Consider the following 12,755-nt stretch of genomic DNA (forward strand, 5'->3'; position numbering starts at 1 on the left):
CGTCATTTCGAGCGGAGTGCAACGCAGTCGAGAAATCTGTCTCGAGATAGATCTCTCTCCCGAATATTCGGGACGTTTCGGTCGAGATGACTAGCGTTCTATTGAGCTATTATTAAGATGCTGATTCCAACGTTAAAATCAGAACAATATGATGATTGCTATTTAAGTTGTAATGGATAGTCTGTTAAATCAAAAATCCGCCACCCAATAAATCATTTCCTTCATAAAAAACAGCCGATTGGCCTGGTGCAATTGCCGAAACATTATGATCAAACACTACACGCATTTTATCTTTCTCCTGAACAATTGTACTTAACATACCCGCATCTTTATAACGGATTTTTGTAATCACATCATTCATTGGTTCTTCAATGCTGGCATATTTAACCAGGTTTAAATTACGAACCATGGCTTCTTTACGTTCAAGTTCTTCGGCTCTGCCTAAAACCACGGTATTGCTTTCTGGCAAAATCTGGGTTACAAACATTGGCTCTCCAAATGCCACTCCCAAACCTTTACGCTGGCCGATGGTATAAAAAGGATAACCTTTATGCTGTCCAACCACCATTCCATTGCTTAAAATGAAGTTTCCGCCGGCAACCCTGTCTTCTAAATCTTCTACTTTATGTTTCAAGAAAGCCCTGTAATCATTATCCGGTACGAAACAGATTTCGTAACTCTCCGATTTTTTAGCCAGTTCTTCCTGTCCCATATCCAAAGCCATCTGCCTGATTTCCGATTTTGCAAAACTGCCCAACGGAAATTTAGTACGTGAAAGGTTTTCCTGCGAAACACCCCACAGTACATAAGACTGATCTTTATTTTCGTCTTTTCCTTTCGAAATAACATAACGGCCGCTATCTTGCTGGCGAATGTTGGCATAATGCCCCGTTGCAATAAATTCGCAATCCAGTTTATTGGCACGTTTTAAAAGCGCTTCCCATTTAATGTGCGTATTGCACAATACACATGGGTTAGGGGTTCTTCCGGCCAGGTATTCATCCACAAAATTGTCGATTACATAATCACCAAATTCATCGCGGATATCCAGAATATAATGCGGAAAACCATAGTTTACTGCAAGCGTACGGGCATCGTTAATGCTATCCAGCGAGCAACAACCGGTTTCTTTACTGCTACCACCAGAGCTGGCATAATCCCAGGTCTTCATCGTTAAGCCAATCACCTCATAACCTTGCTCATGCAACATTACAGCCGCTACCGAACTATCAACCCCGCCACTCATGGCAACCAGAATTCTACCGTGTTTACTCATCTTAAAAATATAAGGATGCAAAAATAAGGTTTATTTAGCTGAAATTATTTAAACGAAGTCAGTTACTTGTAAAAAGCGGTTGTCAAATTGCTTATGTGGCTAAGGTGATCAATCTTTTTTTGAAAAGGAGTGGTTCGGTGTTAATGGCTGCCGGCAGTCCTGCTATCTCTTCAAGTCCTCGGCTCGTACCTTGCCTGTGGGCTTTCCGTTCTATCAGGTTTATTTAACAGCGCCTTTGGTATAAGGAACATAAACCTCGCAGTTTTTCTAAATCTGTGGAGTTTGGCACTGCAATAAATCGTATCTTCAACAGTCTGAAATGTATTTTTTGTTTTACTTAAACGTTTTAGTCTTGTGTTTTATGCATATTTGAATATAAATTTATACCTTAGAATTTTCAACAAAACAAGCTAATTTTAAAAAGATATGATTAAAAAAGTTATCCTGCCTTGTCTTTTGCTTTCCTCCATGATGGCATCGGCACAGCAGAATCTGGTGCAGTATGTAAAGCCCATTATCGGCACCTCAAAAATGGGGCATACCTATCCTGGTGCAACCGTTCCCTTTGGCGCGGTACAGTTAAGTCCCGAAACGGATACTTTATCTTACGAAGTAAACGGAAAATACAATGGCGATGTATATAAATACTGCGCAGGTTACAAATACGAAGATAAAACCATCACCGGTTTCAGCCATACGCATTTCAGCGGTACCGGCCACTCTGATCTGGGCGATTTCCTGATCATGCCAACACAGGGAAAATTACAGTTAAACCCTGGTGTTGCGTCAAATCCTAAAGGTGGTTACCGTTCTGCATATTCGCATGCTAATGAAGTTGCCGAGGCAGGTTATTACAAGGTAAAACTAGATGACGATAACATCACCGCAGAGCTCACCTCAACCACAAGGGTAGGGATGCATCAATATACTTTCCCTAAATCAGATCAGTCGCACATTATTTTAGATCTGATGGCTGGTATTTACAATTACGAAGAAAAAACCGTTTGGACTTATGTTCGCGTGGTAAATGACACCTTGGTTACAGGTTACCGACAAACCAATGGATGGGCCAGAACCAGGACTGTTTATTTTGCCATGAGTTTTTCCAAACCTTTTAAAAGCTACGGACGCAAAAGCTACGATGCTAAACAGGCTTACAGAGGTTTCTGGGGTAAATTTAACCAGGATCAGAACTTCCCTGAAATTGCAGGCAAAAAGTTAAAAATGTTCTTCGATTTTGATACGCAAGAAGGGGAGAAGATCAAAATTAAATTTGCTTTATCGCCGGTTAGTCAGGAAAATGCTTTGCAAAACATGCGTGCAGAAATTTCGGGCTGGGATTTCGAAAAAATAAAAGCGCAGGCGCAGGCTACCTGGAATAAAGAACTGAATAAAATTCAGGTAAAAACCTCAAACGATAATAAAATAAACTTTTATACCGCTTTATATCATGCGTATATAAATCCAACAACCTATACCGATGTTAACGGCGAATATAAAGGTTTAGATCAGGGCGTACACAAAGCCGATGGTTTTACCAATTACACTACTTTCTCACTTTGGGATACTTACCGGGCTTTACACCCATTCTTCAACATTACACAACCAGCCCGCAGTAATGATATGGTGAAATCAATGTTAGCGCATTACGATCAGAGCAGCTTGCACATGTTACCCATTTGGTCGCACTATGCCAATGATAACTGGTGTATGAGTGGCTACCACAGCGTTTCGGTAATTTCTGACGCAATTATAAAAGGTACTTACACCGGCGATCCGAACAAAGCACTGGACGCCTGCATTGCAACAGCTAAACACCGCGATTACGAAGGCATCGGCTATTATATGGATAAAGGTTATATCCCTGCCGAAAAATCGGGTATTTCAGTTTCCAATAACTTAGAATATTCGTACGATGACTGGTCGATTGCACAATTGGCCAAGAAACTGAACCGCATGGATGTTTACAACGAGTTTATCAAACGTTCTAACAACTGGAAGAACAATTACGATAACGCTTCGGGTTTTATGCGTCCGAAACTGGCAGACGGAACCTTTAAAAAACAGTTTGATCCGAAAGATACTGAAGGACAGGGTTTTATTGAGGGAAATAGCTGGAATTATAGCTTCTTTGTTCCACAGGATCCGGCTTCGCTAATAGAAATGATGGGCGGCAAAAAGAAATTCGCAACACGTTTAGATACTTTATTTACCATGCATTTACCTGATGAGTTTTTTGCCCATACTGAAGATATTACCCGCGAAGGTATCATTGGTGGATATGTTCATGGAAATGAGCCGGCACACCACATTGTATATTTTTACAACTGGACCGATCAGCCATGGAAAACACAGGCACAGGTTCGCCACATTTTAAATATGCAGTATAAACCTACTGCTGATGGTTTAGGTGGAAACGACGACTGCGGACAAATGAGTGCCTGGTACATGTTCTCTTCTTTAGGATTTTATCCGGTGGCACCAGGCTCTGATGTTTATTCATTAGGTAGTCCGTTGGTTAACAATGCGGTAATCAATTTAGAGAACGGCAAAACTTTCACGGTTGAAGCCATTAAACAAAGTGATAAAAATGTATATGTAGAAAAGGTTTTATTGAACGGCAAAGAAATTACCGATCATAAAATCAAACATGCAGATATCACCAATGGCGGGAAGCTTACTTTTTACATGAGCCCGAAACCTAAGAAATAATATTTAAAATTTTCGTAAACCAAAAAACGTCGGCTATTTTTAGTCGACGTTTTTTATTTTAGTGGTTCATTAGTCAATAGTCTGATGGTTCATAGACTACGGACTGCCGACTTAAGACTTTGGACTAATTAATCATCTTATCTAATAACGTCTTAATGTTCTTAACTTCTTAATGATGAAAAATTAGTGCTTAAGTCGATTCCGTGCTTTCTGTACCTCCATGGCTAAAAATAAACACCAAATCTTAAAGTAATATCACCAAACTACCCGCTACAATCATCCCTCCACCAATTAATGTCTTTGTATCAATCGGTTCTTTTAAAATCAGAAAGGCTAAGCCCATGGCAATGGCCACGCTTAATTTATCAATAGGGGCCACTTTAGAAACACTGCCGGTTTCGAGTGCCTTAAAATAGAAAATCCATGATAAACCTGTTGCCAAACCTGATAAGCCTAAAAATATCAGGTTGTTTTTACTCAGCGTTTTAAGCTCTGCAATTTCTCCGCTGGCTAAAACAATGCCCCATGCAATAAATAAGATCACAATGGTTCTTACAGCAGTTGCTATATTTCCGTTAACACCTTTTAATCCAACTTTGGCTAAAATGGCCGTTGCCGCTGCAAATACAGCAGAGAGTATGGCATAAAATTTCCACATAACCTTTTTGCTTAATTTTTATTGATAAACACGATACAGTAAATAAACTATCCAATTCTGTAGATAATCTGTTTTTAATGAAACTGAAAATTAAAATAAAGTTTTGATTTCTAAAATATCTATCGTAATATTGCGATGTAAAATTATGGGACTTACCAAAACCGAAATCTTCTCTGAAGAACAAAACCAAATGGCGGCATTGCTAAAAGCGATGGCACATCCCGCGCGTATTGCCATTCTTCAACGCATTCTTAAATCAAATACCTGCATTTGTGGCGATCTGGTTGAGGAACTGGGCTTGGCACAGGCAACCATTTCTCAACATTTAAAAGAGCTTAAAAATGCCGGTATTATACAGGGCACCATAGAAGGGGTAAGTATTTGTTATTGTATCGAACCTAAAACATGGAAATTACTTCAAAATCAATTGGGCAATTTTTTCGCTTCTTATAAAGGCGAACAAAACTGCTGTTAAAATTTTTTACCTAAATCAATCGTTAAATTGCAATATTATGATTAATAAATTTTCAATCGAATGGAGCAGCTTTAAAGCTGAACTTCAACAACATCCCGAGCTGATTTTACAGTTTCAATATGCCCGAAATAATTGGGTAAAAGCCAATTATCACATCACAGAAATTAAACAGGCACCGATTACTTCAGTTGATTGCGGAGGGGTGATGAACGCCTGGACAGAAATTATTGTGCAGCTATGGGAACCTACAGAAGAGGAAGATGGCAGGGCTATGCAGGTGAAAAAAGCATTGTCAATTATCGATCTGGTAGAAAGTAAGCTCTCTTTAAACCCTAAAGGAGTGGTGAAAATCGAATTTGGTAATTCAGAATTTGATACCAGACAAATGTATCCGGCTGAGTTTATAGTTGATGTTGATAACCTGGTTATAAATTTAACACCCGATGCCACACAATGCAAAGCCATTAGTCGCGGCGGAAGTTGCGGCACCACAGAAAACGATGAAGAATGTTGCGCACCTGCTCAAACTGAAAAAAGAAAGATCGAATTGGTTAATCTGGCAGCTGATCAGAACAGCTGCACACCAGGTAGTGGTTGTTGTTAATTAATAAAATTTATATCAATGAAAAATGTATTGGTGCTTTGCACCGGAAATAGTTGCAGAAGTCAGCTGGCAGAAGGTTATTTAAAATACTTTGCTCAAAATAATGCCAGAATCTACAGTGCCGGAATTGAGGTTCATGGTGTTAACCCCAGGGCAATAAAAATAATGGAAGAGGATGGAATCGATATTTCCGGCCAAACATCGAACAATATTGCGGAGTATTTCAATGTGCCTTTCGATTATGTGATTACGGTTTGTAATCACGCGAAAGAGAGTTGTCCGTATTTCCCCACAAAGGCTATAAAATTACACCACAACTTTCCCGATCCGGCAAAAGCAATGGGCACCGAAGCCGAAATTATGGCGCAGTTCAGAAGTACAAGGGAGCTGATCAAGACGTATATGCAGGATTTTGTAAATGAAAATGTAAAAAGTTAGTGTGTTGGCAAATATTTTTTTCAATTAGAACCCAGCAATAAGGATAAAAACCTTCGTTTTGACGGGCTTTAATAAAAATCGTCATCTCGACTGAAGCGCAGTTCCGAAGGTCCGGGAGAGAAATCTATCTCGAGACAGATTTAGCTTCGCTGAGCCTTCGGGTTCCCGACTGCATTGCACTTCGCTCGAAATGACGATTGTGTAAATACTACGCCCCAATCTCCTCGAAATTGGTCGCCGTTGCAAGATATTTCCAGTTTGCCATGTCTCTTTGTACATCTGCAATTTTTGCATCCGCAACCTGATAAGCATCGGGGCCTAAAAATAAATGAAGTGGCGGGTTTTCGCTTTTAGATGCCTCGATAATTACCTCAACTGCTTTAGCCGGATCGCCTGGCTGTTGATTGTTGATATCATTTTGGTGCGCTGCCTGCGATTCGCGTACCTCTTTGTAAGCATCAATTGGTGAACCTGGAACAGCTAACGAACCTTCAGTAAGAAATGCTGTCCTGAAATAACCTGGCTCAACAACGGTTGCTTTAATACCCAAAGATTTTACTTCTGCAGCCAACGATTCGGTAAAACCAACTACCGCGAATTTTGTAGCACAGTAAATTCCGAAGCCAGGAAAATTGCCTGAAAAACCACCTATAGAAGAGATATTGAAAATATGACCTGATTGTTGTTTCCTTAATTGTGGAAGCACTTTTCTGATCACGTTTAACGAGCCGAAAACGTTAACATCAAAATTTTCACGCGATTCTTTATCGCTTAATTCTTCCAATGCGCCCAACATACCATATCCGGCATTGTTTACCACTACATCAACCTGACCGAATTTGCTGATGGTTTGGCTAACTGCAGTTTCTACGCTGTTTTCGTTAATCAAATCAACGCTTAGCGGTAAAAAGTTTTCGTGTTCACCCACTGCTTGAATTAAATCGTTTAAATTTCTCGATGTTGCGGCCACATTAACGCCGTTGTTTAATAATGTTTTTACTAAGGTTAGTCCTAAACCTTTGGACGCGCCTGTTACAAACCAAACTTTTTGATTTTCCATGATAATTGTTTTTTAAGTTGAAATGAATTGATGAAGTTGGATTATAAAACTAGTTTCTCTAAAATTGGTCATGTTGAGCCTGTCGAAACGCCTTAGACAGTTTTATCGCAGGTCCTTCGACAAGCTCAGGATGACAATTCTATACTTATAATACAACCTCTGCTTTGATTGCTAATTCGTACTTAGCATGTGATTAATCGTCGAAATCTGTTGAGATCGTGATGGCTTTCCAGTCTTTAAACTCTTTGGTTAAAGCCTCTAGTTTACTGTTTGCCCTTTGAAAAGCATCGTTGCCTAAAAGTAGATGCACTGGCGGATTTGGCATACTGGCCAGCGAAATCATAGCGGCAGCTGCTTTTTCCGGATCACCAATCTGCTGACCATCCATTTTTAAATATTTGTTGTGGATCGCCCTCACTTCTTCGTATTCTGCAATTGGATTGGCGGCCAATGTTAATGAATCAGGAGTAAGGAAACTCGTTCTGAAAGCCCCCGGAGCAACAACCGTTACTTTTACACCAAATTCTTTAAGGTCTTCGGCCGATACTTCCGATAATGCAATAACCGCCGATTTTGCTGCAGCATAAACCGCCCAACCTGTTGCGCCGGCAATACCTGCAATCGATGCAATGTTGATGATATGTCCCGAACGTTGTGCACGTAAATAAGGTGAAGCTTTTCTGATTACATTTAACGTTCCGAAAACGTTTACATCAAAACTATTGCGTGTTTCGGCATCGCTTAATTCTTCAATACTGCCTCCTATACCATAGCCGGCATTGTTGATCACCACATCAATCCTTTCAAATTTTGAATTGGTCGCTTTAATCGCATCTTCCACACTTTTTTCATCAGCCAGGTTAACGGCGAGTGGAAGGAATTTTCCGGTATCAGCATTTACGGCTTTTTTAAGTTCATCAATGTTTCTTGAGGTAGCTGCAACAGATTGACCAGCTTTCAATAATTGATTGACCAAACTTAATCCTAAGCCTTTTGAAGCACCGGTAATAAACCAAACTTTTTTCATGCCCATAATTTTATTCTTTTTTCTTAGTACAAAATTACAGTACAAACGACTTCTAACTATTACGCTAATCAAACTTATGATTACGAAATTCAAACAATTCGGTAAGAAGTAGGGGTATGGTTGGTCAGTTTTTTGAAAAAGTTATTAAAATGAGTGGGTTCTTCGAAGCCCAGGCAATAGCCTATTTCAGATATATTCCAGTCAGTATGTTTTAATAAAGCTTTTGCTTCACTCAATAAACGTTCTGTGATATAATTTGTGGTGGTTTTGCCGGTAGTTTCTTTAATGGCCCGGTTTAAGTGGTTTACGTGTACCGAAAGTTGTGCCGCATAATCTTTCGCTGAGCGCATGGTAAGTCTTTGCGTAGTCGTTTCAATCGGGAACTGGCGTTCCAGCAGTTCTGTAAATACTGAGGTAATCCTCGTATTGGCGTCAGTATGTTTAAATAAACTTTCTGAAGGCTGTGTTTTTAATGCAAAGTGGGTAATTTCGGTAATGTAGTTTCGCAGGAGGTCGTATTTATAAACATAATCCGTATTAATTTCCTCAAACATTTTAGCAAAAATAGCTTCTACCTGTGCATCCTGACCTTCATTTAAAAAGTAGGCAGGATTTCCTCCAGGTACAAACATCGGCAGATCACCAATGTTCCCGCGGATTTTTTCTTTAAAAAAAGCTTCGGTAAAAATGCAGAAATAACCGGTTACATCACTTTGTTTTCCGCTGGCCAGCTCCCAGGTATAAGGAACAAGGGGGTTGAAAAAAATCAGTGCCGTTCCGTCTATCTCGATACTTTTATCTGCGTAATGATAAACATTATGGCCGCGTGTAAGGCATATTTTATAATAGTCCCTGCGGTTATAGCTCATCGGCTTGTGGTCGTCCCTTAAACAATCTTCCAGTTTAAAAACATTAAAGTGTCCAACGCCATTCTGTAAATTATCCGGCAAAAAACTGAATTTGTTCTGATAAAAGTCTTCTATACTTTCTGGTTTGTTCATAAATCTAAGTTACAAAATTCAAACGTAAAACAAATAATCGGCTTTTTGTACGACTTATGATCTATTGATTTATGTATTGCGAAAAGGAGATTGTAATGATAAAATGATTTGTAATTAATATACCGATTGATATATATTTGCATTGTCAATCCAGAATAACATGACTAAAGCAGAAAAAACGAGAAATTTCATTGTAGAGAAAACCGCACCGATTTTTAATATGAAGGGTTATGCGGGTACTTCTTTAAATGATATCACGGCTGCTACAGGTTTAACCAAGGGTAGCATTTATGGCAATTTTACCAATAAAGATGAGGTTGCGCTGGCCGCTTTTGATTATAACCTGAATAATGTTTCTAGCAGGATAGAAGCTGAAATGAGCAGGCAAACTACCATGAAAGATAAGCTTTTGGTGTACATCGATATCTATCAGAAATTTATTGATGGTTCGGTGTCTGAAGGAGGCTGCCCGGTTTTAAACACGGCAATTGATGCCGATGATACCCATCCGGAATTGAGGAACAGGGTACTAAAGGCTGTTTTAGACTGGAAAAACAAAATCGCTAAACTGGTTGAAGCAGGAATTGCCAATAAAGAAATCAGTGCAGATCAACATCCGGAACAAATTGCTTTAACCATTATTGCAATGGTGGAAGGAGGAATTATGATTTCTAAATTAACCTCAAAAACAGAATACTGGAGCCTGATTATGGGCTCGCTAAAAAAATATGTTGATAGCCTAGGCTAAAAATTTTTAGCCAAAAATATACCGATTGGTATTTTAATATGGAAAGAAAAAGAACAATAACCTGGGATGATCCCATGAAAGGCGCAAAAGAAGCCATGCAAATGGACGGAATTGATTATTTACAGGCCATGAGCGATGATAAATTTCCTCTGCCTCCGCTTTTACATACACTTGATTTTAGTGTAAGTATAATTGAAGCCGGCAACGTAGTTTTCGAATTCACGCCTCAGGAATTTCATTACAACCCCATCGGTACTGTACACGGCGGAGTAATTACAGCCATTTTAGATTCGGCCATGGGCTGTTCGGTGCATTCGCTCTTACCTGCAGGGAAAGGTTATACCACTTTAGAGCTTAAAGTAAATTTCCTCAAGGCCATTACCATTAAAACCGGAAAATTGAAAACCACTGGCAAAGTGATTAATCTGGGCGGTCGCACCGCTTTGGTAGAAGCACAGTTAATTGATGAAACTCATACCGTTTATACTCATGCTGTGAGCACCTGTTTAATCTTAAAATTTTAAAAAAATATAGAAATGAAAACTTCACAAAATACAGTTTTATTAATCGGCGGAACTGCCGGTATCGGTTTAGAAATCGCAAAACAATTAACCGCTTTAGATAACCATGTGATTATTACCGGCAGAAACCAGGAAAGGCTTGATGCTGCTGCTGCGTCGCTAAATAACGTAACTACCATCCTTTCGGATGTAAGCAAAGCTAGCGATGTTGAGCAATTGGTAGAAAGGATTAAAGTAGATTTTCCTCAGTTAAATATCGTAATTAACAATGCTGGTAGGGCAATTCTTTATAATTTAGCAGACCAAGGTCAGGACGCTTTTGCAAATGCAGAAGACGAAATGCTGACCAATTACCTGTCGATCATCAGGATCAATCAAAAATTATTGCCTGTTTTAAAAGCACAGGAAGCGTCGGCAATTGTTAATGTATCTTCTATTGTGGCTTATGTTCCGGGTATAAGTTTGCCTACTTATGCGGCCAGTAAAGCAGCGCTTCATTCGTACAGCACTTCTTTAAGATTAAGTCTGGAAGATACAGCTGTTAAGGTTTTCGAATTGATGCCTCCATTGGTGGATACCGAATTTTCAAAAGAAATTGGTGGACATAATGGTATCAAACCATCAGTGGTGGCCGATGACTTAGTGGCTGCTTTGGCCAATGATGAATATGAGATCAGGGTGGGTGATACAGCTAAGATTTACGAACTGTTCAGGCAATCGCCGGTTGATGCATTAAACGTAATGAATGCCAGCAGAAAGGCCAATATTGATTCGGTCCAAAATTAACGGAGAACAGACCGGCAAGGATTTTCCTTTGCTTTTATTATGACATTTTTCACCGCAGGAATGCTTACTTTCGCGGCAATAAGTGTAAAAACTCAAATGACCGGCCATATTTCATGGTTTGATCATTTGAGCTTAGTGACTAAAAAAAATAAAATGAAAAGAGTAGTAGTTACAGGTTTAGGTGCTATAACCCCGCTTGGCAATACTGTTGAGCAATTTTGGCAACAGATTTTAGCTGGTAAAAGTGGCATTGGCCCCATTACAAAATTTGATTCAGGCAAATTTAAAACGCAATTTGCAGGTGAAGTGAAGGATTTTAATCCTGAAGAATACCTGGAGAAAAAAGAAATTAAAAAGTACGATCTGTTTACCCAGTACGCCATCGGCTCGAGCGATCAGGCGATAAAAGATGCAGGATTGGATTTCAGTACAATGAACGATGATCAACTGGCAGAAGTTGGGGTAATCTGGGCAACCGGAAATGGCGGTATCGGTACTTTTGAAGCGCAACTGGAAGAATTTCATGCCGGAGATGGAACACCAAGGTTTAATCCTTATTTCATTCCGAAAATGATCGTTGATATCGCTGCCGGGGCGATTTCCATCCGTCATAAACTTCGCGGACCAAATTATTGCACGGTTTCGGCTTGTGCATCATCAAACACAGCAATTATCAATGCGTTTGATACCATTCGTTTAGGAAAAGCAAGTGTAATGATTGCCGGAGGCTCGGAAGCCGCTTTAACAAAATCATCGGTTGGTGGATTTAATGCAGCTCAGGCATTGTCTAAAAATAACGAAGACCCGCAGGGTTCTTCAAAACCTTTCGATAAAGACAGGGACGGTTTTGTGATGAGCGAAGGTGCGGGAGCATTGGTTTTGGAGGAGCTGGAGCATGCTTTACAACGTGGTGCTCATATTTATGCTGAAATTGTTGGCGGTGGAATGGCAGCTGATGCCTACCACTTAACCGGAACACCTCCGGATGGAATTGGAGCAGCTTTGGGCATGAGAAGTGCACTAAAAGACGCCAATATTACAGCTGATAAAATCGATTATATCAATGCACATGCTACTTCAACCGGATTGGGCGATTTAAGCGAATTAAATGGTATTAATACTGTTTTTAATGGCTTACCTGTGGTAATTGGAGCTACTAAATCGATGACTGGCCATTTATTAGGCGCAGCAGGAGCCGTTGAAAGTTTGATCAGTATCCTTTCAATCAGGGATAATGTGATTCCTCCAACCATTAATACTAAAAACCTCGACGAAAATATCCCGAAAGGATTAAATATTGTATTGGGCGAACCGATTAAAAAAGAAATCAATTATGTTTTAAACAACACTTTTGGTTTCGGCGGACATACTGCAAGTACGATTTTTAAAAAGTATGAGGCTTAATTTAGGTTTATAGATTAAAGTGATTTACTGGTCTTAGCGTCCCGC

The 12,755-nt window shown here is 39.6% G+C and carries 13 protein-coding genes; 8 read left to right on the top strand and 5 right to left on the bottom strand.

Annotation, left to right across the window (positions count from 1 at the left end):
- Positions 1-184 precede the first annotated feature (184 nt).
- Positions 185-1,276 carry a tRNA 2-thiouridine(34) synthase MnmA gene (gene mnmA / locus ACTJKC_RS18420; RefSeq protein ID WP_113948804.1) on the bottom strand — a complete coding sequence of 364 codons (1,092 nt, stop codon included), beginning with the start codon at positions 1,274-1,276 and terminating at the stop codon, positions 185-187.
- A gap of 426 nt (positions 1,277-1,702) precedes the next feature.
- Here mnmA and ACTJKC_RS18425 point away from each other — a divergent pair, with 426 nt between their 5' ends.
- The gene (locus ACTJKC_RS18425) at positions 1,703-3,988 is read left to right on the top strand and encodes a GH92 family glycosyl hydrolase (RefSeq protein WP_440794188.1); all 2,286 of its coding nucleotides are present in this window, start codon (positions 1,703-1,705) and stop codon (positions 3,986-3,988) included.
- A gap of 244 nt (positions 3,989-4,232) precedes the next feature.
- On the opposite strand, the gene ACTJKC_RS18430 is transcribed toward ACTJKC_RS18425, so the two are convergent.
- Positions 4,233-4,646 (bottom strand): EamA family transporter, encoded by a 414-nt coding sequence (locus ACTJKC_RS18430; RefSeq protein WP_440794190.1) that lies wholly within the window; start codon positions 4,644-4,646, stop codon positions 4,233-4,235.
- A gap of 145 nt (positions 4,647-4,791) precedes the next feature.
- Here ACTJKC_RS18430 and ACTJKC_RS18435 point away from each other — a divergent pair, with 145 nt between their 5' ends.
- Genes ACTJKC_RS18435 through ACTJKC_RS18445 form a run of 3 tightly spaced genes read left to right on the top strand, consistent with a single transcriptional unit; the run spans position 4,792 to position 6,163 of the window.
- Positions 4,792-5,121 carry an ArsR/SmtB family transcription factor gene (locus tag ACTJKC_RS18435; protein WP_440794192.1) on the top strand — a complete coding sequence of 110 codons (330 nt, stop codon included), beginning with the start codon at positions 4,792-4,794 and terminating at the stop codon, positions 5,119-5,121.
- A gap of 37 nt (positions 5,122-5,158) precedes the next feature.
- Complete coding sequence (locus ACTJKC_RS18440; protein ID WP_440794194.1) at positions 5,159-5,725, top strand: DUF6428 family protein; 567 nt, start codon at positions 5,159-5,161, stop codon at positions 5,723-5,725.
- Between the two features lie 18 nt (positions 5,726-5,743).
- Positions 5,744-6,163 (top strand): arsenate reductase ArsC, encoded by a 420-nt coding sequence (locus tag ACTJKC_RS18445; RefSeq protein WP_440794196.1) that lies wholly within the window; start codon positions 5,744-5,746, stop codon positions 6,161-6,163.
- Between the two features lie 208 nt (positions 6,164-6,371).
- Here ACTJKC_RS18445 and ACTJKC_RS18450 read toward each other — a convergent pair whose 3' ends face one another.
- From ACTJKC_RS18450 to ACTJKC_RS18460, 3 genes are all read right to left on the bottom strand, one after another.
- Entirely contained in the window at positions 6,372-7,223 is an 852-nt protein-coding gene (locus tag ACTJKC_RS18450) for an SDR family oxidoreductase (protein ID WP_440794198.1), read from the bottom strand.
- Positions 7,224-7,416: 193 nt separating this feature from the next.
- Positions 7,417-8,250, bottom strand: coding sequence for an SDR family NAD(P)-dependent oxidoreductase (locus ACTJKC_RS18455; protein ID WP_440794200.1), 834 nt, complete (start codon positions 8,248-8,250; stop codon positions 7,417-7,419).
- Between the two features lie 89 nt (positions 8,251-8,339).
- Entirely contained in the window at positions 8,340-9,251 is a 912-nt protein-coding gene (locus tag ACTJKC_RS18460; protein WP_440794202.1) for a helix-turn-helix domain-containing protein, read from the bottom strand.
- Positions 9,252-9,411: 160 nt separating this feature from the next.
- Here ACTJKC_RS18460 and ACTJKC_RS18465 point away from each other — a divergent pair, with 160 nt between their 5' ends.
- The 4 genes from ACTJKC_RS18465 (at position 9,412) to fabF (ending at position 12,710) form a co-directional block, all read left to right on the top strand.
- Positions 9,412-9,999: a TetR/AcrR family transcriptional regulator gene (locus ACTJKC_RS18465; RefSeq protein WP_440794204.1), complete on the top strand. Its 588-nt coding sequence runs from the start codon at positions 9,412-9,414 to the stop codon at positions 9,997-9,999.
- A gap of 38 nt (positions 10,000-10,037) precedes the next feature.
- Positions 10,038-10,523: a PaaI family thioesterase gene (locus ACTJKC_RS18470; protein WP_440794206.1), complete on the top strand. Its 486-nt coding sequence runs from the start codon at positions 10,038-10,040 to the stop codon at positions 10,521-10,523.
- A 12-nt stretch (positions 10,524-10,535) separates the two neighbouring features.
- On the top strand, positions 10,536-11,306 hold the full coding sequence (locus ACTJKC_RS18475) for an SDR family oxidoreductase (RefSeq protein ID WP_440794208.1): 771 nt from the start codon (positions 10,536-10,538) through the stop codon (positions 11,304-11,306).
- A 153-nt stretch (positions 11,307-11,459) separates the two neighbouring features.
- Entirely contained in the window at positions 11,460-12,710 is a 1,251-nt protein-coding gene (fabF, locus tag ACTJKC_RS18480) for a beta-ketoacyl-ACP synthase II (protein ID WP_440794210.1), read from the top strand.
- Positions 12,711-12,755 lie beyond the last annotated feature (45 nt).

Source organism: Pedobacter sp. 22226 (assembly GCF_052045455.1).
Taxonomy (GTDB): Bacteria; Bacteroidota; Bacteroidia; order Sphingobacteriales; family Sphingobacteriaceae; genus Pedobacter; species Pedobacter jeongneungensis.

What these genes read in the sequence shown, in the direction of transcription:
- ACTJKC_RS18460 (WP_440794202.1), bottom strand. Translation starts at nt 9,251, where the DNA reads ATGAACAAACCAGAAAGTATAGAAGACTTTTATCAGAACAAATTCAGT.
- ACTJKC_RS18455 (WP_440794200.1), bottom strand. Translation starts at nt 8,250, where the DNA reads ATGAAAAAAGTTTGGTTTATTACCGGTGCTTCAAAAGGCTTAGGATTA.
- ACTJKC_RS18430 (WP_440794190.1), bottom strand. Translation starts at nt 4,646, where the DNA reads ATGTGGAAATTTTATGCCATACTCTCTGCTGTATTTGCAGCGGCAACG.
- ACTJKC_RS18425 (WP_440794188.1), top strand. Translation starts at nt 1,703, where the DNA reads ATGATTAAAAAAGTTATCCTGCCTTGTCTTTTGCTTTCCTCCATGATG.
- mnmA (WP_113948804.1), bottom strand. Translation starts at nt 1,276, where the DNA reads ATGAGTAAACACGGTAGAATTCTGGTTGCCATGAGTGGCGGGGTTGAT.
- ACTJKC_RS18475 (WP_440794208.1), top strand. Translation starts at nt 10,536, where the DNA reads ATGAAAACTTCACAAAATACAGTTTTATTAATCGGCGGAACTGCCGGT.
- ACTJKC_RS18435 (WP_440794192.1), top strand. Translation starts at nt 4,792, where the DNA reads ATGGGACTTACCAAAACCGAAATCTTCTCTGAAGAACAAAACCAAATG.
- ACTJKC_RS18470 (WP_440794206.1), top strand. Translation starts at nt 10,038, where the DNA reads ATGGAAAGAAAAAGAACAATAACCTGGGATGATCCCATGAAAGGCGCA.
- ACTJKC_RS18445 (WP_440794196.1), top strand. Translation starts at nt 5,744, where the DNA reads ATGAAAAATGTATTGGTGCTTTGCACCGGAAATAGTTGCAGAAGTCAG.
- ACTJKC_RS18440 (WP_440794194.1), top strand. Translation starts at nt 5,159, where the DNA reads ATGATTAATAAATTTTCAATCGAATGGAGCAGCTTTAAAGCTGAACTT.
- ACTJKC_RS18465 (WP_440794204.1), top strand. Translation starts at nt 9,412, where the DNA reads ATGACTAAAGCAGAAAAAACGAGAAATTTCATTGTAGAGAAAACCGCA.
- fabF (WP_440794210.1), top strand. Translation starts at nt 11,460, where the DNA reads ATGAAAAGAGTAGTAGTTACAGGTTTAGGTGCTATAACCCCGCTTGGC.
- ACTJKC_RS18450 (WP_440794198.1), bottom strand. Translation starts at nt 7,223, where the DNA reads ATGGAAAATCAAAAAGTTTGGTTTGTAACAGGCGCGTCCAAAGGTTTA.